Raw genomic sequence first — 24,705 nt, forward strand, 5'->3', positions numbered from 1 at the left:
GTCAGCTCTGGTTGAAGAAGCCGTCGGCCGGGCGGCCGGCGGCTTCGCCGTTCAGCACCTGGGTGTCGGCGGGAGTCAGCAGGAAGACCCGGGTGGCCACGCGGTCGATCGACCCGCGCAGTCCGAAGATCAGCCCGGCGGCGAAGTCCACCACGCGCTTGGCGTCGGCGGAGTCCATGGACGTGAGGTTCATGATCACCGGGACGCCGTCCCGGAACAGCTCGCCGATGCTGCGGGCGTCCCGGAAGCTGTCCGGGGTCACCGTGGCGATCCGGCGGCCGGTCTCCTGGGCCGCCTCGGAGGCCACCCGCACGCGCGGATCGGTCACCCAGGCCTGGCCGGTGCCGGTCCGCGCACCCTCGGCGTATTCGTCGTCGTCGTAGTACCGCTCGTCGTTGTCCTCGACGAGGCCCAGCCAGGCGCTCGCCTTGCGCACCGATCCCATGGACGCCTCCTCTCACCGCGGTTCCTTGGTGTTCCGCATCTCTTTCGTATCCCTATGGTCGTCCATGATGCGGATCGCGCGCCAAGGGGATAGGCGGCGCGCAGGACATTCGTGACGGTACTGGTGCAGAGGATGTGGCGATTCGTCAGGATTCGTACAGGTAAAGGGGGGTGAAGAAAGAAAATATGATGCTCCGGGCCGTACGGGTGACATGGGGGACGTACGGGTGAACGGTCCGCTCGGTACGATGCCGTCGCGCTCGCGCCCGAGTGCGGCGCACACATGAACGAAACTCCGGGGGGAAGACCGTGTTCGGAATAGTCAGGCCCTGTACGCATCGCCTCTCCGAGGGGCTCAGGACCGAGTGGATGGCGCATCTGTGCGGGCTCTGCCTGGCGCTCCGCTCCGACCACGGGCAGTTCGCCCGGATCGTCACCAATTACGACGGCCTGATCGTCTCGGTGCTGACGGAGGCTCAGGTCGAACGCACGCCCGGACAGCGCCGCACCGCCGGGCCCTGCCCGCTGCGTTCGATGCGCACCGCGCCCGTCGCGCGCGGCGAGGGCGCCCGGCTGGCGGCGGCCGTCTCGCTGGTGCTGGCCTCGGCGAAGGTCCGGGACCACGTCGCCGACCGGGACGGCCTGTTGGCCCGCCGCCCGGTCGCCGCGGCGGCCCGCCGGGTGGCGGCGAGCTGGGACCGGGCCGGGGCCCGCACCGGTGCGCGGCTCGGCTTCGACACCGCGGTCCTCGTGGACGCCGTGGACCGCCAGACCGGCATCGAGCTGCTGGCCGGCCCCGGCACCCCGCTGCTGACGGTCACCGAGCCCACCGAGACCGCCACCGCCGCGGCCTTCGCGCACACCGCCGTCCTCGCGGGCAAGCCGCACAACGCCGAACCGCTCGCCGAGGCCGGACGCCTCTTCGGACGCCTCGCGCATCTGCTGGACGCGGTGGAGGACCAGGAGGCCGACGCCGCGTCGGGCGCCTGGAACCCGCTCACCGCGACCGGCACCTCGCGCGCCGAGGCCCGGCGGCTGTGCGACGACGCGCTGCGGGGCGTACGGCTGGCGCTGCGCGACGCGGAGTTCACCGACGACCGCCTCGCACACGTCCTGCTGGCCCATGAACTGCGGCGCTCGGTGGACCGGGCCTTCGCCACGGACGTCTGCTCGCACCGGGCCGACGAAGCGGCCGCCGGGCCCGGCGCACCGTCAGGAACCGGGCCCGCGGGCTCCTTCGGGCCGCCGCCGGGCAACCCGTACACCCCCACCGGACCGGGCGGGCCCGCCGGGCCCCGGCCGCCCGAGCCGCCGCGCGACCGGCGCGGGCTCGTCATGGGCTGCCTGGTGTGGGCCGGGCTCGCCTGCACCTGCCAGATGTGCTGCGGCACCTTCGAGGACCCCTGGACCCGCCAGCGGCGCGAGGGGCTGTGCAGTCAGTGCGACTGCGGGGACTGCTGCGACGGCTGCGACGCGTGCAGCAGCTGTGGGGATTGCTGCAATTGCTGCGACTGCGGCTGCGACTGCTGAGGCGGAGCCGGTCCCATGTGGAACGGTGGGGCCATGAGTACGCACGCACAACAGCAGGCGGCGCGGGACTGGGAGCGCTGGCGGGAGCGGGACGGCGCGCCGGTCCTCGAAGCCGGCCCGGCACCCCGCAACGCACTGAGTCTTCACGGTTAAGTCCAAGGGCGCCTGTTGGTGCGTCCGAGACAGACGATCTTCGGGGTGCTCTAGAGTCGGGGTGACCTTCCCGGCGGCACCTGACCGCCGGGATTTCGTGTTCTCTGGGTGGAGTTGGATCTTGCGTAAGGCGCGGCTGCACGACCGGAATCCAGCAGGGCCCGTCCCCCGTATCAGCTGGGCGGCCCGGGTCCGGGAGGCAGGCGCCCCCTTGACGATCAGACCGTACCGGCTGCACTTCGCCGCCCGCCTGCTCTCCTGGACCGGATCGGCTGTGGCGCCCATTGGGCTCGCCTTCGCGGTGCTCAAGATTGGTGGCGGGCCGGGGGCGCTGGGCGCGGTCCTCGCGGCGAGCGTCGTACCACAGATCCTGCTGCTGCTCGTTGGCGGCGTCGTCGCGGACCGGCTGCCCCGACACCGAGTCATGGTGTGGTCCAACATCGTCTGCGCGGCCGCGGAGGCGGCTGCGGTGCTCCTGCTCCTCTCGGGTACGGCCCGGGTCTGGCACCTGGTGGCGATGTCGGCCGTCTGCGGGGCGGCGGGGGCCTTCTTCACCCCGGCGGCCGGCGGCATCGTCGTGGAGGTCGTTCCGGCCGAACTCCGGCACGCGGCCAATGCCCTGCTGAAGATCGGGCAGAACACCGTGATGAGCTGCCCCGACTTTCGTGGAGTCCGCGATCGTGTGATCAAGCGGTCTGCGGGACTTGCTCCAGTCTCGCCCAGTAATCCTGCTCGAACTCATCTGGTGGCACGTAGCCGAGGGCGGAGTGGAGTCGTTCACCGTTGTACCACGCGACCCACTGGAAGACGGCCCGCTCGACCTCGTCATAGTCCCGCCACGGCCCCTGATGCTCGATCAGTTCGGCCTTGAAGGTGCCGTTCAGGGCCTCGGCCATCGCATTGTCGTAGCTGTCCGCGACGGACCCGACCGACGCCGAGGCACCGACCTCGGCGAGACGCTCCGTATAGCGAATGGACACGTATTGCGACCCCCTGTCGCTGTGATGGATGAGGTCGGCGTCCTTCTTGATCTTCTGCCGCCACAGGGCCATCTCCAGCGCGTCCAGCGGGAGGTCGGTGCGCATATGGGTGGCGGCCTGCCAGCCCACGATCCGCCGGGAGTACGCGTCCAGGACGAAGGCGACGTAGACCCAGCCCGACCAGGTGCGGATGTAGGTCAGGTCGGCCAGCCACAGCTGGTTCGGGCGGCTCGCCTCGAAGCGGCGGTTGACCAGGTCCGGCGGGCGCGGGGCGGCCGGCTCCGGGATCGTGGTGCGGCGGCGCTGCCCGCGGGTGACGCCCTCGATGCCGAGCTCGCGCATGAGCCGCTCGACCGTGCACCGCGCGACCGGGTGGCCGGCGCGGGCCAGAGCGCGGGTGACGCGGCGTGCGCCGTAGGTGCGTCCGGAGTCCTCCCATACGGCTGTGACCAGCGGGATCAGTTCCTCGTCGCGCAGGCGGCGGGCCGACTTCGGCCGCTTCTTGCGCGCGAAGTACGTCGACGGCGACAGCTGAAGCACCCGGCATACGGGATCGACCCCGAGGTCCTTCTCGCGCAAGTGGTCGATCACCTGCTCGGCCTCGTCCGGGGACGGTCGATCTCCTGGGCAAAAAACACAGAGGCGGCCTTGAGGATCTCGTTGGCCCGCCTCAACTCGGCGTTCTCCTTGCGCAGTTCCTTCAGCTCGTCGCGTTCGGCGGTGGTGAGGCGGTCGTCGCGCTCTCCGGCGTCTGCCTCGGCCTGGCGGACCCAGGACCGCAGGGCTTCCTTGTGGATGCCGAGGTCGCGGGCCACGTGAGCGACCGGGCGGCCGGTGGAGCGGACCTCGCGGACGGCGCGCTCACGGAGTTCATCGGGGTATTTGCGTGGTGCTGGCACAGCTCGTGGTTCTCCTTACGCCTGGAAGCGTAACCCAGGCTTCAGGGACTCCACGAAGATCAGTGCAGCTCATGAAGGTGGCGGGGCCCGCCCTGGGCGGCGTCCTGGTCGCCGTGGTCGGCCCTGGCTGGGCCCTCGGCTGGGACGCTCTCACGTTCGCTGCCTCGGCCCTGCTCTTTTCCCGGATCAGCCTCAAGGCCAAGAACGTGAAGGTCCGGACCGGCTTCACCGCCGACCTGCGCGAGGGCTGGGATGACTTCCGCTCCCGCCGCTGGTTGTGGGTGATGGTCTGCCAAGCCGCCGTGATCGTTCCTGTGTGGCTGGTCGGCTACCAGCTCCTGGGCCCGGTGTACGGACAGCGGGTGCTCGGCGGCGCCGCCCCGTGGGGCGTGGTGGTCTCCGGCTTCACCGCGGGGCTGGTGGCCGGGGCGGCGCTCGCCCTGATGTGGAAGCCGCGTCGGGTCGGGGTCGTGGTCTGTGCGGGAACCGGTTCCATGGCGGTGCCGCTGGGCGCGATGGCGGCGGCCGTACCGCTGCCCGTCCTCGCGGCCGCCACGGCGTTGGCGGGCTCGGGGCTGGCGGTGAGCATGACCGTGTGGGCCTCGTTGGTGCAGGAGAGGATTCCGGCGGACCGGCTGGGCCGGACCCTGTCCTACTCAACGCTCGGGCAGATCCTTCCCGTGCCCATCGGATACCTCCTGGCGGGCCCCGCCTCTCAGGTGTTCGGGCTTCGCACGACGCTGGCGGTGGGCGCCCTGATCATCGCGGCCGCCGCCGTCGTGCCGCTGGCCATTGCTCAGGTCCGGGGGCTTTGCCTCGCGCCGCTGGTGGTCAAGGAGAAAGCCTGTCCGGTCACCGGGGCCATCACCCGAATGGCTTCTCCCGGCTCGCGGTGCTCCTCCCGACTTCCCTAGCGTGGCGACACCCGTATGCGGAGGAGGCGGACCATGCCATCCAATGAACAGCCTGAAAACGGTCCTCGGTGGGGAGAGCCGGACGGCGGTCCGCCTCCGTACGAACCGCCGCGGAAGAGCCGACGGAGTCGCGGCTGTCTGTGGGGATGCGGTGGCGCGCTGGTCGCAGCTGTCGTCATCGGCGTGATTGTCATGGTAATTGCGCTGAGCGGCGGCTCCGACGACAGCGTCACGGACGCACCGAGCGAGGCGGCCAGTGCCTCAACCGAAACGACGAAGAAGTCTCAGGACGAGCGGGCGGACCTCGTCGATTTCCAACTCGACGACCGCTCATCGGCCGGGATCACCAACATCTGGCTCGTGTGGACGATCAAGAACAACAGCAGCGAGAAGTCCAATTACTCATGGGACTGGGAGGTTGTCAGCGCGGACGGTACCCGGCTGGAGAACGGGACCCAGATGGAAACCGACGTGCAGCCCGGCCAAACGGCCAAAGGCGAGTTCCCCACAACGCTCAAAACTGTGAACGGCGTCAAGCTGAAGGTCACAGGCTTCGACCGCACCGCGAGTTTCTGAGTACGCCGAAACCCCGCCGCCCGCCGGAACCCGAGTTCCGGGGCAGCGGGGCTTCGTCACGGTCAAAACGTGAGCCGACATTCCTTCGATGAGCGCGGTGTGGTGAGCGGCCCGGCCCTGGCGCTTAACATGTCGCCGACACCAAAGGCTCTGTCAAGGTGCGTTGCAAACCTGTGAGTTGGTTGAAGGATAACGACCGGCTTCCGCAACGGAAGCCTCTGACCCCCGGCCCCGGACGCGACGGCGCCCAGGGCCGGGGGTTGTCTGGGTACGGTGGACGTACGGGTGCGGAGACGGGGGCAAGCATGGACAGGAAGTGGACGCGCTGGGTGGCGATCGGAGTGGGCGTCCTCGGGGACACCCGCGCCGTCCGCAGGGATCTGAAGTGCCATCCGGGCCGGCTGCTGACCGGCCGGGACCGGCTGCTGGGCGAGGAGAGGGGCGAGGCCCGCGAACTGCGGTACACCGCCGCCCGGCGCAGGGAGAGCGGGGACCCGGTCGCCGTCGCGTCCTACGAACGGCTGGTCGAGCTGCGGACCGCGGCCTGGGGCGCGGACCATCCGCTGGTCCTGGACACCCGGCTGCTCCTGGCCCAGGTGCGGACGGAGGCCGGTGACGCGACAGGCGCGGCGGACGCGTACGGGCTGCTGCTGCCGGGCGAGGACCCCGCCCGCGCCGCGTGGGCGCGCCGCAACCGGGCGTACTGGCGGGAGCGGGAGGGGTGGGTGCCGCCCGTGCTGCGGTGGGACGAGCTGGAGGGGCGGCTCCCGGAGGCGGTGGTCGTGCGGAAGGAACCGCCCGATGTGGCCGCCCTGTGGCATCTGGCCCAGGTGCGTCGGCACCAGGGGGACGAGGCCGGTGCCGTGGAGGCGTACGAGCGGCTGCTGCGGGAGCGGACGCGGCTGCGCGGCGCGGACCACCACGTCGTCCTGCTGACCCGGCTGACCCTGGCCGGCCTGCGGGCGCGGGCCGGTGACGCGGCGGGCGCCCTCGACGCGTACGAACGGCTGTCGGCCGACATGGAACGCGTACTGGGCCCCCGCCACCGGGGCACCCGGTGGACCCGCCGGCAGCGCGACCGGTGGCGCGGGTCGGTGGGCTGATCAGCCGGTGCGGTGTCGGCCGGGGAGGCGGCCTGCTCCTTCTTCAGCGGGATCTAGCGAGGAACCCCGGGCCTTCGGGCCTGGGAGGGATCGCTTCTCTGGACTGCTCCGACTCGGAGTCCAGATCTGGAGCGGATGTTTCTGCTGCTGGATGTAGTCCTTGATGATGCTGAGTGGTGCTCCGCCGCAGGATGCCGCGAAGTAGGACGGGGACCGGAAGTGTGCGCCCCACAGGTATTTCCGGATGTGGTCGGGGAACTCTTGCCGGAGCCGGCGGGCGGAGACGCTCTTGAGGGAGCCGACCAGTCGTGACAGGGCGACCTTCGGCGGATGGTGCACCAGGAGGTGTACGTGGTCGCGTTCGCCGTTGAACTCGGCCAGGTCGGTCTCGAAGTCCGCGCATACCGCGCGCATGATCTCCTCGCAGCGCGTGAGGATTGCGTCAGTGAGGGGGCCACGCCGGTACTTGGGCGTGAAGACCAAGTGGGCGTGGAGGGTGTGGGCGACGGTTCTGCCCCTGTGAATGTTGGGGTTTGGCTCCCAGCGAGGTGACATAGGTCGACGCTACGATCATGGCTGTGAAGCTCGTGACTCAGGTGAAGCTGATGCCGGAGGCCGGTCAGGCCGCCGCGCTGCGCTCCACCCTGCGCACGGTCAACGAGGCCGCCTGCTGGGTGTCGGCGGTGGCGTTCGATCATGGTGTGCCGCGTGAGTACGAGCTGCGCAAGCACACCTACACCGAGTTGAAGGCCCGGGGGCTGGGGGCACAGGCCGCCCAGCACGTCATCAAGAAGACGTGTGATGCCTACACCACGTTGAAGGCGAACATCAAGGCGGGGAACCTGGGAAAGCCGGGTTCGAAGCGGCGGATCAAGGCGGAGTCGAAGCCGGTCACGTTCCGGCCCGGGGCCGCGCAGCCGTATGACGATCGTTGCCTGTCCTGGCAGCACGACGCCGCAACGGTGTCGGTCTGGACGGTGGCCGGACGTCTCAAGGGCGTGCGGTTCGCCTGCTCGCCGGACGCGTTGAAGATGCTGCGCGAGCACCGCAAGGGCGAGTCGGACCTGATCGAACGCGACGGCGTGTTCTACCTCGTCGCCGTCTGCGACATCCCCGAGCCCGAGGTGTACGAGCCGGACGGGTTCGTCGGCGTCGACCTCGGCATCGTCAACATCGCCACCACATCGACCGGGTACCGGGCCGCCGGCCGGGGCCTGAAGCGGCACCGCAAGCGACAGCTCGACCTGCGGCGCACGTTGCAGGCCAAGGGCACCAAGTCCGCGAAGCGTCTCCTGAAGAAGCGTTCGCGGAAGGAAGCCCGGCATACCGCCAACGTCAACCACATCGTCTCGAAGAAGATCGTCACCACCGCTGAACGCACCGGCGCCGGTATCGCCCTCGAAGAATTGACGGGCATCCGCAGCCGGGTACGGCTCCGCAAGGACCAGCGGTCATCTCTGCACTCGTGGAGCTTCCACCAGCTTGCCTCCTTCGTGGAGTACAAGGCACGCCGGGCCGGGGTGCCGCTGGTGTACGTCGATCCGGCCCACACCAGCCGGCAGTGCTCCGAGTGCGGTCACATCGACCGGAAGAACCGTGTCGGTCAAGCGACGTTCGCGTGCCGGGCCTGCGGGTTCCTGGCCAACGCGGACGACAACGCGTCCCACAACCTCGCCCGCAAGGGCGAGGCCGTGTGGACCGCGGGGCGTGAGTCACGCGTCCCTGCCACCCCATAAGGGATGACTGGACGGAGGAGCCAACCCGGCAGCCAGTCGGGCGCTACCTCCAAACCCGGCCCTTCAGGACCGGGTCAAGTTGACTTCGGAGAAGCCCCTGCGCGCGTACACGGCCACCTCCTGGGCGGGGAACGGCACCACCGAGAGATGGTGCTCGTAACCGCCCTGCGCCCAGCGGGCGGCCGTGATCTCGTACCCCGAGACATGGGCGCACAGCTGGAGCAGGAGCGGCGGCATCACCGGCTCGCGCAGGAGGTCGGCGTGGCCGAGGACGAGATCGCGCATGGCCCGGATGTTCGGCAGGAAGACGGTCGTCACCCACAGCCGCCACTCGGCCAGCTCCTCGTCCGTGGGCGGCGTCTCATGGGCGAAGGGCGACCTGCCGTCGGCGCGGGCGTTGCGCTCCAGGAACGCGGCGAAGATGCGGCTGTTGGCCTCGGTGGGGGCGAACAGGGGGCCGTAGAGGTCGCTGAGCTGGCGGTTCACCCGGGCGAGGCGTTCCTGGCGCTGTGCGAGGCGCAGCCCGTTGAGATAGGTGATGACGAAGCCGGCGAACGCGAGCCCGACGGTGACGGCCAGTGTGATCATAGGGGCCGATGGTAGGCCCGGGGCGGACTAGCGGGGGTCCGGCTTCTTGCGCAGGGCTGTCAGGAGGGTGATGAGCGTGCCCGCCACCGCCCAGGCGGACAGCACCAGGAGCGGGCCGGTCACCGCGTTGCCGCGGAAGTACGCGATCGAGCGCGCCGTCCAGGTCGAGGCGCCCGGGGGCAGGGCCGGGCCGATCGCGCGCCAGAAGTCCGGGAGCATCGGGAGCGGGAAGGCGCCGCCCGCGCTCGGGTTGCCCGCGATGACCACGATCAGGACGGCCAGGCCGATGCCGACGATGCCGGTGAGGGCCTCCAGAGCGAGGGTGATCATGCCGACCGCGAAGACGGTGAGCGCGCCCAGGCCGGACATCCCCCAGAAGCTGCCGGGCAGGGCGTCGAGGATCGGGCCGATGATGACCGCGCCGCCGATGCCGCCCGCGATCGCGTACAGGGCCATGACCCCGGTCCGGATCAGCGCGCGCTGCCGGTTGGCCGGGCGGCTGCCCGCGCTGATGGCCAGGATCGAGGCGCACAGGTAGCCGCCGACGCACCAGCCCACGGCCAGGTAGAACGAGGACAGCCCGTCGAAGTCCCGGGGCGAGGCCGGGGCCACGTCCACGGCGCGCACGGTGCGCTCCCGGGATGCCTCGGCCTCCTTGATGATCTTCGTCAGGGAGTTGGCCAGGACGGTGCCCCCGCCGGAGGCGACCAGCAGGGTGTCCCGGTTGCCCCGGGGCGAGACGATCAGGGCGCCGTCGAGCTTCCGGTCGAGGATCTGCCGGCGTGCGGTGGCCTCGTCGGCGACCGCGCGGGGGTCGAGCGGGCCGCCGGGCAGTTCGTCCAGCTCGGTGACGAGGGAGGCGGACACCTGCCGGGGCGCGACGACGCCGAAGGGGACGTCCGTCGGCTTCGGGTTGTGCAGGGCTCCGATGTAGGACGCGATGAACAGCAGCTGGAGCGCCAGCACCCCGATGACGAGCAGAGCGGCCCGTGGAGTGACGGCCTTCCTCACCTCGGCGGCGAAAGTCATGCCCCCACGCTCCGGGGTGCCCGCCGCCCGCGCAGTCGGGGCGCGGCCGAACGGCGGAGGGGGAGGCGCGGACCGGGGGAGGAACGGACGGCTCCGGGTATCGTACGTGTGTTCGAAATTTGGTTTATGGTGGAGAGCGAGGGGGTGGGTAGCGCGTACGAATCGGTCCAGGAGGTGCAGGTGCCAGGGTTCACGCATCTGCATACCGCCTCCGGGTTCTCCCTGCGGTACGGGGCGTCGCACCCGGAGCGGCTGGCCGCACGCGCCGCCGAGCGGGGCATGGACGCCCTCGCCCTGACCGACCGGGACACCCTGGCCGGCGCGGTCCGGTTCGCCCGTGCCTGCGCCCGGGAAGGGGTGCGCCCGCTGTTCGGGGTGGACCTCGCGGTGGGTTCGGTGGCCGGGGAGGCCAGGGCCGCGCCCCGGCCCCGGAACCCGGTGCGCGGCGGTGCCTTTGTCGATGAATCCGCACCCCGTGCGACCTTCCTCGCCCGCGACGGCGCCCGTGGCTGGGCCGCCCTGTGCCGGCTGGTCACCGCCGCCCACGCCGCCGTTCCCGAGGGTGGCCGGCCCCTGGCCGACCGGTCCGCGCTGCCCGCCGAAGGGCTCGTCGTGCTGCTCGGCCCCGCCTCCGACGTGGGCCGGGCCCTGTCCGCCGGCCGCCCCGGCCTGGCTGCCGCCCTCCTCGCCCCCTGGCGCGAGCTGTACGGCGACGCCCTGCGGCTCGAAGCCGTCCACCACGGGCGCACCGGCACCGGGCCCGGCTCGCTGCGGCTCGCCGCCCGTACCGTCGGCCTCGCCGCCGAACAGGGCGTACGGGCCGTGCTGACCAACGCCGTCCGGTACGCCGACGCCGGACAGGGCCCGGTCGCCGACGTGCTCGACGCCGCCCGCCGGCTCGTCCCCGTCGACCCGCGCCGCGCCCCGCTCGACAGCGGTGAGCGCTGGCTCAAGGACGCCCGCGCGATGGCGGAGACCGCCGAGCGGATCACCGCCGCCGCCGGACTCGGCGCCGGGGCCGGGGCGCGGCTGCTCGCCGGGACCCGGCACACCGCCGAAGCCTGCGCAGTCGATCCCGAGGGGGACGTCGGCCTCGGCTCCGTCCGCTTCCCCGAGCCCCGCCTCGTCGGCGCGGACCGGCGCACCGCCCAGCGGGTGCTGGCCTCCCGCGCCGCCGCCGGCATGGTGCTGCGCGGCTACGACCGCAGGCGGGAGTACTGGGACCGGATGCACCACGAGCTGGACATCATCGCCCACCACGGCTTCGCCTCGTACTTCCTGACGGTCGCCCGGGTGGTCGACGACGTACGCGCGATGAGGGTGCGGGTGGCCGCCCGCGGCTCCGGGGCCGGTTCGCTGGTCAACCACCTCCTGGGCATCGCCCACGCCGACCCGGTCGAGCACGGGCTGCTGATGGAGCGCTTCCTGTCCAAGCGGCGCTTCGTGCTGCCCGACATCGACATCGACGTCGAATCGGCCCGCCGGCTCGACGTCTACCGCACGATCATCGACCGCTTCGGCGCCGAGCGGGTCGCCACCGTCGCCATGCCCGAGACCTACCGGGTGCGGCACGCCATCCGCGACGTCGGCGCCGCGCTCTCCCTGAACCCGGCCGAGACCGACCGGCTCGCCAAGGCGTTCCCGCACATCCGGGCCCGCGACGCCCGCGCGGCCATGGAGGAGCTGCCCGAACTGCGCGAGGTGGCCCGGACCCGGGAGACGTACGGGAGGCTGTGGGAGCTGGTGGAGGCGCTGGACGCGCTGCCGCGCGGGGTCGCCATGCACCCGTGCGGGGTCCTCCTCTCGGACTCCTCGCTGATGTCCCGTACCCCCGTCGTGCCCACCAGCGGCGAAGGCTTCCCGATGTCCCAGTTCGACAAAGACGACGTGGAGCACCTCGGGCTGCTCAAGCTCGACGTGCTGGGCGTGCGGATGCAGTCGGCGATGGCGCACGCGGTCGCCGAGGTGAAGCGCGCCTCGGGGCGCGAGGTGGACCTGGACGCCGTGGCGCCCGGCGACCCGCGCACGTACGAGCTGATCAGGACGGCCGAGACGCTGGGCTGCTTCCAGATCGAGTCGCCCGGCCAGCGGGACCTGGTCGGCAGGCTCCAGCCGGAGAACTTCCACGACCTGGTGGTCGACATCTCGCTGTTCCGGCCCGGCCCGGTCTCCGCCGACATGGTCCGCCCGTTCATCGAGGCCCGGCACGGCCGCGCCCCGGTCCGCTACCCGCACCCCGACCTGGCGGAACCGCTGCGCGAGACGTACGGCGTGGTGGTCTTCCACGAACAGGTCATCCAGATCGTCGACATCATGACCGGCTGCGGCCGCGACGAGGCCGACCGGGTCAGGCGCGGGCTCTCCGACCCCGAGTCGCAGAGCCGGATCAGGGTCTGGTTCGCCCAGCACGCGGCGGCCCGCGGATACGGGGCCGAGGTCATCGCCCGTGCCTGGGAGATCGTCGAGGCGTTCGGCAGCTACGGCTTCTGCAAGGCGCACGCGGTGGCCTTCGCGGTGCCCACGTACCAGTCGGCCTGGCTGAAGGCCCACCACCCGGCGGCCTTCTACGCCGGGCTGCTCACCCACGACCCCGGCATGTACCCGAAGCGGCTGCTGCTCGCCGACGCACGGCGGCGCGGGGTCCCGGTGCTGCCGCTGGACGTGAACCGGTCCGCGGCCACCCATCGAATCGAACTGATGTCTGATGAGGGAGCGGATGAGGGGGTGGCGGAGAAGCGCTGGGGGCTGCGGCTGGCGCTCTCGGACGTCCACGGGATCAGCGAGGCCGAGGTCGCCCGGATCGAGGACGGGCAGCCCTACGGCTCCCTGCTGGACTTCTGGCAGCGGGCCCGTCCCGGCCGGCCTGTCGCCGAACGGCTGGCGCGCGTCGGCGCGCTGGACGCGTTCGGGGCCAACCGCCGCGATCTGCTGCTGCACCTGTCCGAACTGCACCGCGCCCGGCGGGGCGCGGGTTCCGGCGGCGCCGGTGCGCAGCTCCCGCTCGACGGCGGGCACCGCACCGCGCCCGTCGGCCTGCCCGACCTCAACGAGGCGGAACGGCTCAGCGCCGAACTGGGCGTGCTGAGCATGGACGTCTCGCGCCATCTGATGAGCGATCACCACGCCTTCCTCAAGGAGCTCGGCGCGGTCTCGGCCAAGCGGCTGCGCGAGGCGCGGCACGGGGAGACGGTGCTGGTCGCGGGCGCCAAGGCGGCGACCCAGACCCCGCCCGTCCGCTCCGGCCGCCGGGTCGTCTTCACCACCCTGGACGACGGTACGGGCCTGGTCGACCTGGCCTTCTTCGACGACAGCCACGCCGCCTGCGCGCACACCGTCTTCCACTCCTGGCTGCTGCTGGTGCGCGGGGTGGTGCAGCGGCGCGGGTCCCGCAGCCTGAGCGTCGTCGGCGCGGCCGCCTGGGACCTCGCGGAGCTGGCCGAACTGCGGCGCACCGGTGGGCTCGACGCGGTCGCGGCCCGACTGGCGCAGGTGCCCGAGCCCGGGTCCGGGTCCGGGTCCGGGTCCGGGTCCCGCGATGACCCGGCACCGGGCGGCGACGGAGGCCGCCGCATCCGGATGTCCACCGGTTACGAGATGAACCCGTGGGCCGACCTCAAGCCGCCGGGCGAGGGGCTGCCCACCGGCCGGAAGCTGTGGCACCGGAGCCCGGGGAGCGCGGGATGAACGGGCGGCCCGGCATTCTCTGCCTGCGGTTCCGCCGGATCGGCGGCGGGCCCCCGGACGCCGCCGGGTACGCGGGGCTGCTCGCCCTGCTCGGCTCGCTCACCCCGGTCGTGGAGGCGGCCCCGCCGGACGGGGCGCTGGCCGATGTGCGCGGCGCGCTGCGCTACTTCGGGCGGGACGTCCGGGACCTGGCCTCGGTGATCCGGGTCCGCGCGCTGGCCCTGTACGGCGTGGACTGCGCGATCGGGGCCGCCCAGAACCCGATGCTGGCCCGGATGGCGCTGCGGCAGGCCGCGCCCGGGACGACCTTCGTGGTGCCCGAGGGCGGGGTGGCCGGCTTCCTCGCGGACCGGCCGGCCGCCGCGCTGGACGGTGTCGGGCCGGCGACGGCCCGCACCCTGTGCGGGTACGGGCTCGACTCCGTCGGCCGGATCGCCGCCGCCCCGCTCGCCACCCTCCAGCGGATCACCGGGGCGCGGACCGGGCGCGAGCTGTGGGAGCGGGCGCACGGCATCGACCGCTCCGCCGTCGTGCCGAACGCCGCCGCCCGCGCGGTCGCCGCCGAACGCACCTTCCCGCGCGACGAGCTGGACCGGGAGCGGCAGCGCGGCGCGCTCATGTCGCTCACCGAGGAGCTGGGCGCGCGGATGCGCGGCGAGGGGCAGGTGTGCCGTTCGCTCGCGGTCTCGGTGCGCTACGCCGACCGGACCGGCTACGCGACGCTGACCCGGAGCCGTACGCTCCGCGAACCCACCGCGCACTCCGCGGAGCTGACCGCGCTCGCGTACCGCATCCACGACTCGTTCGCCCTCCAGCGGGCCAGGGTGCGCGGGATCGGGCTGCGCGCCGAGGGGCTGGGCGAGGCCGAACGGGCCGCCCGCCAGCTGAGTTTCGACCCGGTGGACGAGCGGGCGCGGCGGATCGAGGCGGTCGCGGACCGGCTGCGGGAACGGTTCGGCCCGCGCGCGGTGATGCCGGGACGGCTGGCGGCCTGAGCGGGGCGGGGTGTCATGCCGGCGGGGCGGCTCCGGGCCGGGCGGCTCGCGGTGCGGTCGGGCGGCGCACTTTTTACCGACGCGTAACTTCCCACTGGACCCTACTCGTGCGTAATTTGGCATGAGCACACAGAAAGACAGCGGAAACTTGTGGTCCGGGCCGCAGGGTGCACAGCCATCGCAACTCCCTTGAGCCGCAAGGAGACCCCCACGATGCTGCCCTGGACCCGCGCGCCGCGCTCCCCACGCGCCCGCCGGACACTCGCCGCCCTGCTCCTCGCCGTCGCCGTGGCCGCCACCCCCGCGGCGGCCGCAGCCGCCGCCCCCACCACCGCGACGGCCACCACCTCGCGCGGCTGGAACGACTACTCCTGCAAGCCCTCCGCCGCCCACCCGCGTCCCGTCGTCCTGGTGCACGGAACCTTCGGGAACTCGATCGACAACTGGCTCGTCCTCGCCCCCTACCTGGTGAACCGGGGCTACTGCGTCTACTCGCTCGACTACGGCCAACTGCCCGGCGTCCCGGTCTTCAACGGCCTCGGCCCGATCGACGCGTCGGCCGGACAGCTCGCCGCCTTCGTCGACAAGGTGCTCGCCTCCACCGGCGCGTCCGAGACCGATATCGTCGGCCACTCCCAGGGCGGCATGATGCCGAACTACTACCTGAAGTTCCTCGGCGGAGCCGCCAAGGTCAACGCCCTGATCGGGATCGCCCCCGACAACCACGGCACCACCCTGCTCGGCCTGACCAGGCTCCTGCCGTACTTCCCCGGCGCCGGCGACCTGCTCGAAGCCGGTACGCCCGGACTCGCCGACCAGGTGGCCGGATCGCCCTTCATCACCAAGCTCAACTCCCTGCCGGACACCGTGCCCGGTGTGCGCTACACCGTCATCGCCACCCGCTACGACGAGGTCGTCACCCCGTACCGCAGCCAGTTCCTGGACGGGCCGAACGTACGCAACGTCCTCCTCCAGGACCTCTGCCCGCTCGACCTGTCCGAGCACGTGGCGATCGGGACCATCGACCGGATCGCCTACCACGAGGTGGCCAACGCCCTGGACCCGGCGCACGCCACCCCCACCACCTGTGCCTCCGTCATCGGCGCGCGCTGACCCCCGCCGGGCCCCTCACGCCAGCAGCGGGGCGAGGCCGTCCGCCGAGCGGGCCAGCCGCTCCAGCTCGTCCAGGGCGCGCACGGCGGCGCGGGCCGCCTCCGGGTCGCGGCCGGCCAGTCCGCTCGCGGCGAACTCGTCCTCGTCCAGGCACAGGACGGCGGAGCGGTCGGCCGACACCCACAGGTCGAGGTCCAGGTCCTCGACGACCAGTTCGGCGTCCCGGACCTCGGCCGGCCGGGTGATGTCGCAGTACCAGCCCTTGAGCTCGCCCGTGCCCGTGCGGACCTCCTTCACCGAGAACCAGGCGTCGCGCCAGTAGTGCTCGGTGAACACGTCGCCCGGCTCGAACCGTACGAACCCGAAGTCGCGGACGCCCGGGACCGCCCAGGGGGCCCGCACCGTGACCCGGGTGCCGTCGTCGGCGATCCGCACCGCCGGATAGCGCAGCTTGGTCCGGCCGGCCTTCAGCAGGACGACGGTCAGGGCTCCGTCAGGCGAAGCGGTGGACATGGCGTACCTCCGTGGCACAGATCTCGTAGCCGAACCAGCGGTTGACGGCCAGCATCGGTTCGTTGCCGGCGTCGTTGCCGGTGTACGCGTCGGTGTACCCGGCGGCGCGCGCCCGGTGCAGCGAGTCGTTCTTCGCGAGCTTGGCGTACCCCCGGCCCCGGTGGGCCCGCCGGGTGCCCGTCATGCCCGACCAGTAGCGGTCCACCCCGTCGGTGCGCGCGACGCTGAACGCCACCACCTCGCCGTCCGCCACCACGACCGAGGTCAGGGCGTGGTCGAGGCCGGGGTCGTGCCAGGTCCCGGCGAGCCACTCCTCGTAGTCGTCGAGCACGGACGGCGTGTCGCCGGGCTCGTCCGCGGTGGTCTCGGCGTCCGCCTCGAACAGCGGGCGCGGGTCGCCGGCGAAGTCCGCGGCCGTCCGCAGCTCCACTCCGGCCGGGAGCTCCTGACGGGGCGGCAGCGTGCCGCGGGCCAGGTCCAGATGGAGGAAGTGGGCCGGCCGGCCCGGTGTGTAGCCGTGCCGCGCGGCGAACTCCCGGTTGCCGGGCGTGTCCATGACCCAGCTGTGCACCGCGGTCCCGCCGGCCAGGGCCAGATACTCCTCGGCGGTGCGCAGCAGCAGCGAGCCCGCGCCCCGGCCGGTCCGCTCCGGATGGACGTACGGATTGCAGAACGCCTGTCCGGGCTCGGGGCTGTCGTGGGCCAGACCGACCTGCGCCGTCCCGATGATCTCGCCGTCCTCCTCGGCGACCAGCGGCCGGGACCGCCGCCCGGCGGGAGCGGCGGCCAGCTCGAAGACGACCTGCTCCGGCGTGGTGATCATGTACGGGAGCGCGGCGCGCCGCACCCGCACCCACCCCTCGGCGTCGGCGGGCCGGAAGTCGCGCACGATGACAGTCATGGCCGGGACCGTACCGGCGCCGCCGCCCCGCACGCCTCCCGATTTCCGTCCGTGGGGGACAATCGGCCCGTGACTGCGAACATCACCGTGGACCCGGAATCCGGCACCGCCCCTTACGAGCAGCTGCGCGCCCAGATCTCCGAGCAGGCCCGCTCCGGCGTGCTGCCGGTCGGCCACCGGCTCCCGACCGTACGCGGCTTCGCCGAGGAACTGGGCCTCGCCGCCAACACCGTCGCCAAGGCGTACCGGGCGCTGGAGGCGGACGGCGTCATCGAGACCCGCGGCCGCAACGGCACGTTCATCGCCGCCGCCGGGGACACCGCCGACCGCAACGCGGCCGCCGCGGCCCGCGCGTACGCCGAACAGGCCCGCCGCCTCGGCCTCTCGCACGCCCGCGCCCTGGAACTCGCCCAGGACGCGGTACGCGCGGTCTTCGCCGACTGAGCGGCGCCCTCCTCCGTCCGCCCCGCGTGCCCCGTCACCCCAGGGTGCGGACCACCGAGCCGAGCACCTGGTCCATCGGGCAGGGTCCGAACCGCCGTGAGTCGTCGCTGTGCCGGTTGTCCCCGACCACCGCGAGGAAGCCCTCCGGGACCGGCTCACCGGCGAACGGGTCGCCCGCCAGGGCCACCGCCCGCTTGATGTACCACTCGGTGGCCGCCAGGTCCCCGGTGATCGGCGCCTTGCCCCGCCACGCGGTGTCCGGCTCCGGGCAGGCGACCACCACGATGCCGCCCTTGCGCACCCCGCGCGTGCCGCGCCGCATCAGCACGCGGGTGCCGGGGGCCAGGGTCGGCATCATGCTGTACCCGCGCACCGTCACGGTGACGAAGGTGCGCCGCACCCACCACGCGCCGAGTCCGGCCACCAGTACGGCACCGGCGCACATTACGGCGACGGACATCACGAGACCCGCCCGTCCCGCACCCGGATCACCCGGTCGCAGCGCTCCACCACCTGGGCGTCGTGCGTGGCCAGCACCACCGTGGTGCCGTGTCGTTCGCGCAGCCCGGCCAGCAGATCGAGGACGTCCCCGCCCGATCGCGAGTCCAGGTTGCCCGTGGGCTCGTCCGCGAGGACCAGCCGCGGACCGCCGATCAGAGCGCGGGCGATGGCCACCCGCTGCTGCTGTCCGCCCGACAGCCTCGACGGCAGCGAATGCTCCCGGCCCTCAAGACCGGCAAAGGCCAGTAGTTCCCGGGCTCTGGCCCGCCGGTCGAAGTCGACCCGGTGTGGCAGCACCGGCGCGATGACGTTGTCCAGCGCGGTCAGCGAAGGGAGCAGATGGAAGCGCTGGAAGACGAATCCCACCCGGCGCCGGTAGGCGGCCAGCCGCGCGCGGTTCATCGAGGTGATGCGCTCCCCGTCGACGTCGATGCTCCCCGCATCGGGCCGGTCGAGCGCGCCCAGCAAGTACAGCAGGGTGGACTTGCCCGACCCCGAGGGGCCGGTGAGCGCGACGAACTCGCCCCGGGCGACTGTCAGATCGATCCCGTCGCAGGCGCGGACCGGTGAGCCGGAGCCGGCCCCGTACGTCTTGGAGAGGGAGCTGACCTCGATCATCGCGGCGCTCACACCTCCACCTCCCTGTTCTCGGTGTATCCGGACGCCTGAAGGGAGAAGAGTCTCGCGTACTCGCCCTTCAGGTCCATCAGTTCGTCATGGCTGCCGCACTCCCGGGTCCGGCCGTCCTCCAGGACCACGATGCGGTCCGCCCGGCGCACGGTGCCCAGCCGGTGGGAGATCAGCAGGCTGGTCGTCCCCTCGCGGTGGGCGCGCAGCCGCTCGTGCAGGCTCTGTTCGGCCGCCGCGTCCAGACCGGCGCTCGGCTCGTCCAGGATCAGCAGGTCGCGGCCCTCGCGGAGCATCGCACGGGCCAGGGCGAGGCGCTGCCACTGCCCGCCGGACAGCGTGACGCCCACCGAGTCCGGGTCCTCCTCGTCGGCCTCCGGGAAGATCCGGGACAGCATCGTGTCGTAGCCGCGCGGCAGCCGCGAGACGAAGTCGTGCGCGTCCGCCCGGCGCGCGGCCGCGGCGATCCGCTCCGGGTCGCCGTGGTGGCGCAGGTCGCCCATCGCGATGTTGTCCGTCACCGACAGGTCGTAGGCCACCCGGTCCTGGAACACCGCGCTGATCCGCTCCCGCAGCAGCGCCGGGTCCAGGTCCCGGATGTCGGTGCCGTCCCAGCGCACCGTGCCCCGCGTCGGGTCGTAGAGCCGGCACAGCAGCTTGACCAGGGTGCTCTTGCCCGCCCCGTTCAGCCCCACCAGCGCCACCGACTCGCCGCGCTCCAGGGTCAGGCTCACCCCGCGCAGAATCCACGGCCCGTCCTCCCCGTACCGGAACCAGACGTCGTCCAGCTCGATGCGGTCGCGCAGCGGCGCGACGGGCAGCGGCGCGGCCGGGACCGGAAGGTCGGTGGGCAGCCGCCGGATGTCGACGAAGTGACGGAAGGTCAGCAGCGCCTGGTAGCCGCTGGTGACATGCAGGATGGCGGAGGAGAGGACGCCCTGGACACCGGCCGAGGCACCGATGAACGCCGACACGTCGCCCGCACCGAACCGGCCGGACTGCGCGCCGTGGATCATCCACGCCAGCCCGCACGCGGCGATGATCCCGCCCAGCGCGGAGGTCGGGGCCTGGAAGGCCAGCACCCGGCGGTCCAGCCGCTCCTCGGCGGCGTTGATCGCCCGCGTCTCGGCGTTCATCCGCCGCAGCAGGAAGCCGCCGGCGCCGAACAGCCGGACCTCCTTCACGGCGGCGAGGTCCAGCATCAGGGTCTGGTAGAACAACTGGCGGCGGTTGCGCGGACTGATCGCCCACACCATCTGCGCCTCGCGGCGGCTGAGCGAGACCTGGATGAACAGCGCGGGCACCGCCGCCGCGACGGTGACCGCCGTCAGCCAGGGGGAGACCCCGGAGAGGACCACGGCCAGCCCGGTCACGGCCGTGGCCTGCTGCACCAGGCCGAACATCGCCGTGGTGATCTGGTCGGGCGCCCCGGTCGCCGAGTCCTGGGCCAGCCGCAGCCGGTCCAGGAAGTCCGGGTTCTCGAAGCGGGACATCCCGACGAACCCCTCCACCTTGCCGTACAGCTCCCGCTGCGCCCGGTAGGAGATCCCGCGCCGCAGCCGGGACTTGGCGTAGTCGGAGGCGTACGGCAGCGCCGCCAGCAGGGTGCCGCACAGGCCGAGCGCCGCCACCAGGGCCATCGGCGGCAGCCCGCCCGGCGTGGTGCCGTACTGCACGGAGTCGAAGAGCCACTTGGTGAGCAGGGTGACCGCGGCGGGCAGCAGCCCCTGTACGAGGGTGAGCAGGACCTGGCAGGTGAAGGCGCCCCGCCCCGCCCGCCAGGTCAGGGCCAGGGCCGCGCCCGCTCCGGTGACCAGTCCGCGGGGACCGCCCAGCCGGTGCACGGCCGGCTCCTGGCCGCCGGTCACGCCGGGAGACCTTCGAGCACGGGGTTGGTGCCGGCCTCGGCGTAGGTGACCGTGCCGTCCGGGTCCGCCAGCACGGTCGTCGGGGTCGCCCGGATCGAATACAGCGCCGAGAGCGGGCCGCCGGTCTCCTCCACCACCACGGTCGCGATGCCCGCGAGCGGCTCCGCCATCCTGTGCGCGTCGGCCTCGTCCCCGGCGATGACCACCAGCATCTGCGAGGCGTCCATGCCGGTCCGCCGGGCGAACTCGGGCATGTCGTTCACGGCCATGACGCAGGCGGAGCAGTCCGTGGACAGGAAGGTGAGCGCCGCCTGACGGCCCTTCAGCGAGTCCGCGGTGACCGGCTCGCCAGCCAGGGTCACGGCGGTGAAGGCGGGGAGCGCCGCGCCGGTCTCCGGGCCGGACTCGGGCGGGACGAAGTTCTGCTGCCGCCGCTCGTCCTCGTGCTTGCGCAGCCGCCTGATCACCGCGAGGGTCAGCATCAGATTGAGTACCGTGACGGCTCCCACGAGTACGAGTCCGGTGGCCAGATAGATCATGCCCATTCCTCTTTCAGGGGATCTTCACTAGTGCCGTGACCGGCAATGTTTGCCCCGTGAGGAGCGTTGTCCAGTGCGTGCGATCGCAAGGCGGCCGGAAGTCCTTGGATGGGGCCTCCCCTGCTCGTCAAGAGCTTGGGGAAGGAGTTACCAGGGCGTTTGGCCAACGCGGCGAGCGTGCGTGCTGGGCGGCGCGACGGGGCAAAGCTTGCCGGGAGGGGCACTGGACGAGTTGTTCCGGTGTGATCAGTGGTCGTAGGCGTTCAGGGATCGCATGACCGGCTGTCCGGTCTTGTGGTTGTGCCGGATCGCCGAGCCAGCGCGAGGACGCGCTGGGCGACGCGGACGGCGACGCCCTCGAAGGTCCGGCCGCCACGCTGTTCTCAGGCCGAGCCGGCCCTTGAGGGTGTCGTTCACCGACTCGATCAGCTGCCGCACCGACTTCAGCAGAGACTCGCCCGTGCGGCGTTTCTCCCGCTTGAACGACGGCCGCAGCAGTTCGGCCCCGCGCAAGGCCGGTACGGCATACGCCACGGCGTTCACTCCTCCGCCAGCAGCCGGGTGGTGGGGTGCCTGCGCTGGATCAGTACGGGGACGAAGCCCGCGGCGGCGGCCAGTACCGGGCCCGCGGCCACCACCCCGCAGGCCGCGGGCAGGAGAGCCGTCCAGCCGCCTGGGGACAGCCGGAGCACGGCCGCCCCCCCGAGCAGTACCCCGGCCAGCGACCCCGCCAGTCCGATGAGCGCGCCCTCCAGCAGGACCAGCCGGGTGACCACGCCGTCGCCCCAGCCGACCGCCCGCAACAGGGCGAACTCGGCGGCCCGTTCCCGGACGCCGAGGTACAGCACGTCGCCCACGGCTACGACGGACAGCACCGACATGGTCACCACGGCCGCCACGTCGGCCGAGCGCACCTGGACGGAGATCGTCTCGCCCAGGAGCGACCCGGCGAGTGTCCCGCGGAAGGCGTAGGTCGCCGCCAGGAGCAGCAGGGTCGCGGCGGTCGCCGTCGCGACGGCCATGGCGCCCAGCAGACTGCGCCCCCGGGCCCGTACGGCGTTGGCCACGGCCAGGCCGGTCACCCCTGCGAACATCCTCGCCCGGCTACCGGTGGCGGCCGCCGGGCGCAGCGCGGTCACCGGCTGCACGCGGGACGCGAGCCAGGCCGGCACCGCACCGCTGGCCGCCGCGACGGCCAGTGCCACGGGGACGGCCGAGAGCACATGGGTGGCCGACGCGTCGACCCCGAGCGCCCGCGCGGCCCCCCAGGCCGCGGCGGCGCCGAGCAGCCCGGCCACCGTGCCGAGCAGCAGCAGTTCGCCGAGCACCACACCGAACAGATGCCGGCGCCGCCAGCCGACCGCGGTGAGCAGTCCCCACTCGGACCGGCGCGAGCGTACGGAGGACGCCGCGGCGTTCGCGACGAACAGCACGCACACCACCAGGACCAGACCGAGCAGGACCAGCGACTTGGTGTCGGACGCCCGGACGATCCGCGAGGCGACGTTCTTCTTGCTCCACCACTCGGTGAGCGCGAGCACGGGCCGGCCGTGCTCGCCCGCGGGCAGTTCGACGGTGAGCGGGGCGGGCGACGAGCCGAGCACGATGTCCACCCGGAGACCGGGAACGCGGCCGATGGCCTCGGCGGCCAGCCGGACGCGCTCACGGGAAGCGGCGTCCGCGCCGGTGACCCCGGCCACCCGTACCCGGATTGCCGAGATGGGGGCCGCGGCCTGGCCGGACGTCAGGTAGCCGTGGGCGCCGAGCCAGTCGGCGGCCGCCGTCGAGGTCAGCAGCAGCGGCGGCTGCTGGATGTAGGAGGTCGGGGAGGAGGCGGGGCGCAGGGGTTTCCCGCCGAGCAGCTTCCTGGACCGCGCGTCGGCGCCGGTGAGCTCCGGCTGCGTGTAGGTGCCGAGCGGGACGCGGCTCGCCGTGTCGAACCCGGGGAGTAGGCCGGGGTCGAAGGAGCCCACGATCTCGGGTACGGCGGGGGGCCGCTCGCCCTGTTCCCCCTGCGGTACGAGCGAGCGGAACCACAGGTCCCGGCCGTCGAGCGGTAGTGCGGCGACCTCCTTGTCGGGGCGGGACACGGTGCGGGGCCGTACGGTACCGTCTCCGTCCGTGTCGTACGTGACGGGTCCGGTGGCCTGGAGCGAGCCCAGTACGGCCTGGCTCCGTTTGCCGACCGCATGTTCCAGCTGCCGGGACCCGGCGTCGAACCTCTTGCTCAGGATCTGGTGGCCGTCGTCCTCCCGGGAGAGGGTGACGGCGACCGCCAGATCGCTGGAGGCGTCGGCGGAGCGCAGCATCGGCAGCACCGCGCCGGGGGCTTCGCCGCCCCGGCCGGGCACCTGCCGGGGCGGGGCGGAGGTGAGGTAGCGGCCCCGTGTCACGGCGTTCGCGAGGTCCGAGAGCCCGGCCTCGGCCTCGGGGTCGACGCCGGCGATGACATAGGACACCGGAAAGGAGAAGACGACGCGAGTCCACGGTCCGGAATGTTGGGTCCCGGGCTGTTCGCCCCGCGCCGTGATCCCCGACCAGGACAGGCAGGTGACGGCGGGGCTGAGTCCGCGGGACTGCTCCTCCGCCCGGAGGCCGCCCTTGCACACCTCGCGGCGTTCACCGGAGGGCAGTACCTCGAAGTAGCGGTTGGTCAGGTATTCGGCCCTGCCGTCGGCCTCCTGGCGGACCACCCTCTTTCCGGGACGGGTCTCCAGCGGATAGGGGGTGATGAAGACGGTGTGCGGCCGCTGCCTGATGGTGGACAGGCCGCGGTCGTAGGACCAGGTCCGGCCGAGTTCGTAGGTGCCCCGGGTGCCGTCCGGCACGAGCCCGGCGAGGTCGATGCTCACCGATCCCGGTTCCGTGGCGTAGCCGAGCACCTCCAGCGGGGCCGCCACCTCTACGCCCGGCACCCGGCGTACGGCGGCGAGCTGGGCGCGGGTGAGGCCGCCGTAGACGTCGGAGAGCGAGTTGGGCCGGATCAGTCCGCGTTCGGTCTCCAGCCCCTGCGCGGCTTCCGGGGGCCGTATCAGCAGGTCGTACGCGCCCCGGCTGTCGCCCACGGTGCCGGTGACGGTGAGCCGGGCGGACTCGGTGGTGGCGGAGAGGACGGCGAACGAGGAGACGGCCACGAGTATCCCGACGAGCAGCGCCAGCGAGCGCGCCCAGTGGTTCAGCAGCTGCTGTCGCATCAGACGCAGCACAAGGTTCTCCTCGTCGGGGTCCGTTCGGTGGGGCGGGCGGTCAACCGTGGGCCGCGCCACTCAGGGGTGCGGCCGGGATCAGCAGTAGTTGCCGCAGTAGGTCCAGCTGCCGCAATACGGTGCGGAGCAGTTGCTGCGGCCCGCCATGTAGCAGCACCGGGCGAACTGCCGGATGCCCTGCTCGCACTTGTACTGCTTGTACGACGTGCAGCCCGTGCCGCAGGTGACACAGGCGGCCTGCGCCTCGGTTTCGGGCACCAGTTTCCGGAGCAGGGTGTCGCCGAGTCCGGTAATGAACTTCACGGAAATCTCCTCTTCTCGTCGGTGCCGCCGCGAATGCGCGGGAGTCACAGGAGATGACT

Annotated in this window: 21 protein-coding genes and 3 pseudogenes; 10 read left to right on the top strand and 14 right to left on the bottom strand. The window is 72.4% G+C overall.

Features of this window, described 5'->3' with window-relative positions; all coding sequences use genetic code 11:
- Position 1 precedes the first annotated feature (1 nt).
- On the bottom strand, positions 2 to 445 hold the full coding sequence (locus DNK56_RS11960) for a cell division protein SepF (protein ID WP_111333381.1): 444 nt from the start codon (positions 443 to 445) through the stop codon (positions 2 to 4).
- A gap of 368 nt (positions 446 to 813) precedes the next feature.
- Between DNK56_RS11960 and DNK56_RS11965 the strand changes: the two genes are divergently transcribed.
- Both DNK56_RS11965 and DNK56_RS11970 read left to right on the top strand, forming a co-directional pair.
- Positions 814 to 1,974, top strand: coding sequence for a DUF5685 family protein (locus tag DNK56_RS11965; RefSeq protein ID WP_111333383.1), 1,161 nt, complete (start codon positions 814 to 816; stop codon positions 1,972 to 1,974).
- 250 nt (positions 1,975 to 2,224) lie between these two features.
- Positions 2,225 to 2,767 (top strand): annotated as a pseudogene (locus DNK56_RS11970) (MFS transporter); the annotation flags it as partial.
- 46 nt (positions 2,768 to 2,813) lie between these two features.
- On the opposite strand, the gene DNK56_RS11975 reads toward DNK56_RS11970, so the two are convergent.
- Positions 2,814 to 4,006, bottom strand: a protein-coding gene (locus DNK56_RS11975) for an IS3 family transposase (RefSeq protein ID WP_111333386.1) whose coding sequence is annotated in 2 segments (ribosomal slippage) — positions 2,814 to 3,742 and positions 3,742 to 4,006 — 1,194 coding nt in all. Because the reading frame shifts where the segments join, the coding sequence is not laid out codon by codon here.
- Between the two features lie 71 nt (positions 4,007 to 4,077).
- Here DNK56_RS11975 and DNK56_RS11980 point away from each other — a divergent pair.
- From DNK56_RS11980 to DNK56_RS11990, 3 genes are all read left to right on the top strand, one after another.
- Positions 4,078 to 4,920 (top strand): MFS transporter, encoded by an 843-nt coding sequence (locus tag DNK56_RS11980; RefSeq protein ID WP_111335710.1) that lies wholly within the window; start codon positions 4,078 to 4,080, stop codon positions 4,918 to 4,920.
- A 33-nt stretch (positions 4,921 to 4,953) separates the two neighbouring features.
- Entirely contained in the window at positions 4,954 to 5,496 is a 543-nt protein-coding gene (locus tag DNK56_RS11985) for a DUF5067 domain-containing protein (protein WP_241989845.1), read from the top strand.
- A 305-nt stretch (positions 5,497 to 5,801) separates the two neighbouring features.
- Entirely contained in the window at positions 5,802 to 6,599 is a 798-nt protein-coding gene (locus DNK56_RS11990) for a tetratricopeptide repeat protein (protein ID WP_111333388.1), read from the top strand.
- A 132-nt stretch (positions 6,600 to 6,731) separates the two neighbouring features.
- Here DNK56_RS11990 and tnpA read toward each other — a convergent pair.
- Positions 6,732 to 7,154, bottom strand: a pseudogene (tnpA, locus tag DNK56_RS11995) (IS200/IS605 family transposase); the annotation flags it as partial.
- Positions 7,155 to 7,171: 17 nt separating this feature from the next.
- Here tnpA and DNK56_RS12000 point away from each other — a divergent pair.
- Positions 7,172 to 8,335, top strand: a complete 1,164-nt coding sequence (locus DNK56_RS12000; RefSeq protein WP_111333390.1) for an RNA-guided endonuclease InsQ/TnpB family protein — start codon at positions 7,172 to 7,174, stop codon at positions 8,333 to 8,335.
- Between the two features lie 63 nt (positions 8,336 to 8,398).
- Here DNK56_RS12000 and DNK56_RS12005 read toward each other — a convergent pair whose 3' ends face one another.
- Positions 8,399 to 8,923: a hypothetical protein gene (locus DNK56_RS12005; protein WP_111333392.1), complete on the bottom strand. Its 525-nt coding sequence runs from the start codon at positions 8,921 to 8,923 to the stop codon at positions 8,399 to 8,401.
- A gap of 27 nt (positions 8,924 to 8,950) precedes the next feature.
- The gene (locus DNK56_RS12010) at positions 8,951 to 9,952 is read right to left on the bottom strand and encodes a DUF3533 domain-containing protein (protein ID WP_111333394.1); all 1,002 of its coding nucleotides are present in this window, start codon (positions 9,950 to 9,952) and stop codon (positions 8,951 to 8,953) included.
- Positions 9,953 to 10,078: 126 nt separating this feature from the next.
- On the opposite strand from DNK56_RS12010, the gene DNK56_RS12015 reads away from it, so the two are divergent.
- The 3 genes from DNK56_RS12015 to DNK56_RS12025 all read left to right on the top strand — a co-directional run bounded on the left by DNK56_RS12015 (position 10,079) and on the right by DNK56_RS12025 (position 15,744).
- The gene (locus tag DNK56_RS12015) at positions 10,079 to 13,636 is read left to right on the top strand and encodes a DNA polymerase III subunit alpha (RefSeq protein WP_199563780.1); all 3,558 of its coding nucleotides are present in this window, start codon (positions 10,079 to 10,081) and stop codon (positions 13,634 to 13,636) included.
- Entirely contained in the window at positions 13,633 to 14,631 is a 999-nt protein-coding gene (locus DNK56_RS12020) for a DNA polymerase Y family protein (RefSeq protein WP_111335714.1), read from the top strand. The genes DNK56_RS12015 and DNK56_RS12020 overlap by 4 nt, the downstream gene beginning before the upstream one ends.
- A 213-nt stretch (positions 14,632 to 14,844) precedes the next feature.
- Entirely contained in the window at positions 14,845 to 15,744 is a 900-nt protein-coding gene (locus DNK56_RS12025) for an esterase/lipase family protein (RefSeq protein ID WP_111333396.1), read from the top strand.
- A gap of 15 nt (positions 15,745 to 15,759) precedes the next feature.
- Here DNK56_RS12025 and DNK56_RS12030 read toward each other — a convergent pair whose 3' ends face one another.
- Positions 15,760 to 16,257 carry a DUF402 domain-containing protein gene (locus DNK56_RS12030; RefSeq protein ID WP_111333398.1) on the bottom strand — a complete coding sequence of 166 codons (498 nt, stop codon included), beginning with the start codon at positions 16,255 to 16,257 and terminating at the stop codon, positions 15,760 to 15,762.
- A complete protein-coding gene (locus DNK56_RS12035; protein WP_111335718.1) occupies positions 16,238 to 17,158 on the bottom strand; it encodes a GNAT family N-acetyltransferase in 921 nt (306 codons plus the stop codon). Before DNK56_RS12035 ends, DNK56_RS12030 begins: the two co-directional genes overlap by 20 nt.
- Before the next feature lie 69 nt (positions 17,159 to 17,227).
- Between DNK56_RS12035 and DNK56_RS12040 the strand changes: the two genes are divergently transcribed.
- Positions 17,228 to 17,602 carry a GntR family transcriptional regulator gene (locus DNK56_RS12040; RefSeq protein WP_111333400.1) on the top strand — a complete coding sequence of 125 codons (375 nt, stop codon included), beginning with the start codon at positions 17,228 to 17,230 and terminating at the stop codon, positions 17,600 to 17,602.
- 34 nt (positions 17,603 to 17,636) lie between these two features.
- Here DNK56_RS12040 and DNK56_RS12045 read toward each other — a convergent pair whose 3' ends face one another.
- From DNK56_RS12045 to DNK56_RS12075, 7 genes and pseudogenes are all read right to left on the bottom strand, one after another.
- Positions 17,637 to 18,062, bottom strand: coding sequence for a S26 family signal peptidase (locus DNK56_RS12045; protein ID WP_111333402.1), 426 nt, complete (start codon positions 18,060 to 18,062; stop codon positions 17,637 to 17,639).
- Positions 18,062 to 18,733, bottom strand: coding sequence for an ABC transporter ATP-binding protein (locus DNK56_RS12050; protein WP_241989846.1), 672 nt, complete (start codon positions 18,731 to 18,733; stop codon positions 18,062 to 18,064). Before DNK56_RS12050 ends, DNK56_RS12045 begins: the two co-directional genes overlap by 1 nt.
- Positions 18,730 to 20,598 (bottom strand): ABC transporter ATP-binding protein, encoded by a 1,869-nt coding sequence (locus DNK56_RS12055; RefSeq protein WP_111333404.1) that lies wholly within the window; start codon positions 20,596 to 20,598, stop codon positions 18,730 to 18,732. The genes DNK56_RS12050 and DNK56_RS12055 overlap by 4 nt, the downstream gene beginning before the upstream one ends.
- Positions 20,595 to 21,137: a TlpA family protein disulfide reductase gene (locus tag DNK56_RS12060; protein WP_111415641.1), complete on the bottom strand. Its 543-nt coding sequence runs from the start codon at positions 21,135 to 21,137 to the stop codon at positions 20,595 to 20,597. The genes DNK56_RS12055 and DNK56_RS12060 overlap by 4 nt, the downstream gene beginning before the upstream one ends.
- A gap of 246 nt (positions 21,138 to 21,383) precedes the next feature.
- Positions 21,384 to 21,653 (bottom strand): annotated as a pseudogene (locus tag DNK56_RS12065) (IS982 family transposase); the annotation flags it as partial.
- Positions 21,654 to 21,676: 23 nt separating this feature from the next.
- Positions 21,677 to 24,331 (bottom strand): ABC transporter permease, encoded by a 2,655-nt coding sequence (locus DNK56_RS12070; protein ID WP_146610497.1) that lies wholly within the window; start codon positions 24,329 to 24,331, stop codon positions 21,677 to 21,679.
- A gap of 90 nt (positions 24,332 to 24,421) precedes the next feature.
- Positions 24,422 to 24,646 (bottom strand): hypothetical protein, encoded by a 225-nt coding sequence (locus DNK56_RS12075; RefSeq protein ID WP_111333410.1) that lies wholly within the window; start codon positions 24,644 to 24,646, stop codon positions 24,422 to 24,424.
- Positions 24,647 to 24,705 lie beyond the last annotated feature (59 nt).

The sequence above is a fragment of the Streptomyces sp. AC1-42W genome, from assembly GCF_003248355.1.
Taxonomy (GTDB): Bacteria; Actinomycetota; Actinomycetes; order Streptomycetales; family Streptomycetaceae; genus Streptomyces.

Coding starts and splice junctions, on each gene's coding strand:
- DNK56_RS11960 (WP_111333381.1), bottom strand. CDS start 445: ATGGGATCGGTGCGCAAGGCGAGCGCCTGGCTGGGCCTCGTCGAGGAC.
- DNK56_RS11965 (WP_111333383.1), top strand. CDS start 814: ATGGCGCATCTGTGCGGGCTCTGCCTGGCGCTCCGCTCCGACCACGGG.
- DNK56_RS11980 (WP_111335710.1), top strand. CDS start 4,078: ATGAAGGTGGCGGGGCCCGCCCTGGGCGGCGTCCTGGTCGCCGTGGTC.
- DNK56_RS11985 (WP_241989845.1), top strand. CDS start 4,954: ATGCCATCCAATGAACAGCCTGAAAACGGTCCTCGGTGGGGAGAGCCG.
- DNK56_RS11990 (WP_111333388.1), top strand. CDS start 5,802: ATGGACAGGAAGTGGACGCGCTGGGTGGCGATCGGAGTGGGCGTCCTC.
- DNK56_RS12000 (WP_111333390.1), top strand. CDS start 7,172: ATGGCTGTGAAGCTCGTGACTCAGGTGAAGCTGATGCCGGAGGCCGGT.
- DNK56_RS12005 (WP_111333392.1), bottom strand. CDS start 8,923: ATGATCACACTGGCCGTCACCGTCGGGCTCGCGTTCGCCGGCTTCGTC.
- DNK56_RS12010 (WP_111333394.1), bottom strand. CDS start 9,952: ATGACTTTCGCCGCCGAGGTGAGGAAGGCCGTCACTCCACGGGCCGCT.
- DNK56_RS12015 (WP_199563780.1), top strand. CDS start 10,079: ATGGTGGAGAGCGAGGGGGTGGGTAGCGCGTACGAATCGGTCCAGGAG.
- DNK56_RS12020 (WP_111335714.1), top strand. CDS start 13,633: ATGAACGGGCGGCCCGGCATTCTCTGCCTGCGGTTCCGCCGGATCGGC.
- DNK56_RS12025 (WP_111333396.1), top strand. CDS start 14,845: ATGCTGCCCTGGACCCGCGCGCCGCGCTCCCCACGCGCCCGCCGGACA.
- DNK56_RS12030 (WP_111333398.1), bottom strand. CDS start 16,257: ATGTCCACCGCTTCGCCTGACGGAGCCCTGACCGTCGTCCTGCTGAAG.
- DNK56_RS12035 (WP_111335718.1), bottom strand. CDS start 17,158: ATGACTGTCATCGTGCGCGACTTCCGGCCCGCCGACGCCGAGGGGTGG.
- DNK56_RS12045 (WP_111333402.1), bottom strand. CDS start 18,062: ATGTCCGTCGCCGTAATGTGCGCCGGTGCCGTACTGGTGGCCGGACTC.
- DNK56_RS12060 (WP_111415641.1), bottom strand. CDS start 21,137: ATGATCTATCTGGCCACCGGACTCGTACTCGTGGGAGCCGTCACGGTA.
- DNK56_RS12070 (WP_146610497.1), bottom strand. CDS start 24,331: ATGCGACAGCAGCTGCTGAACCACTGGGCGCGCTCGCTGGCGCTGCTC.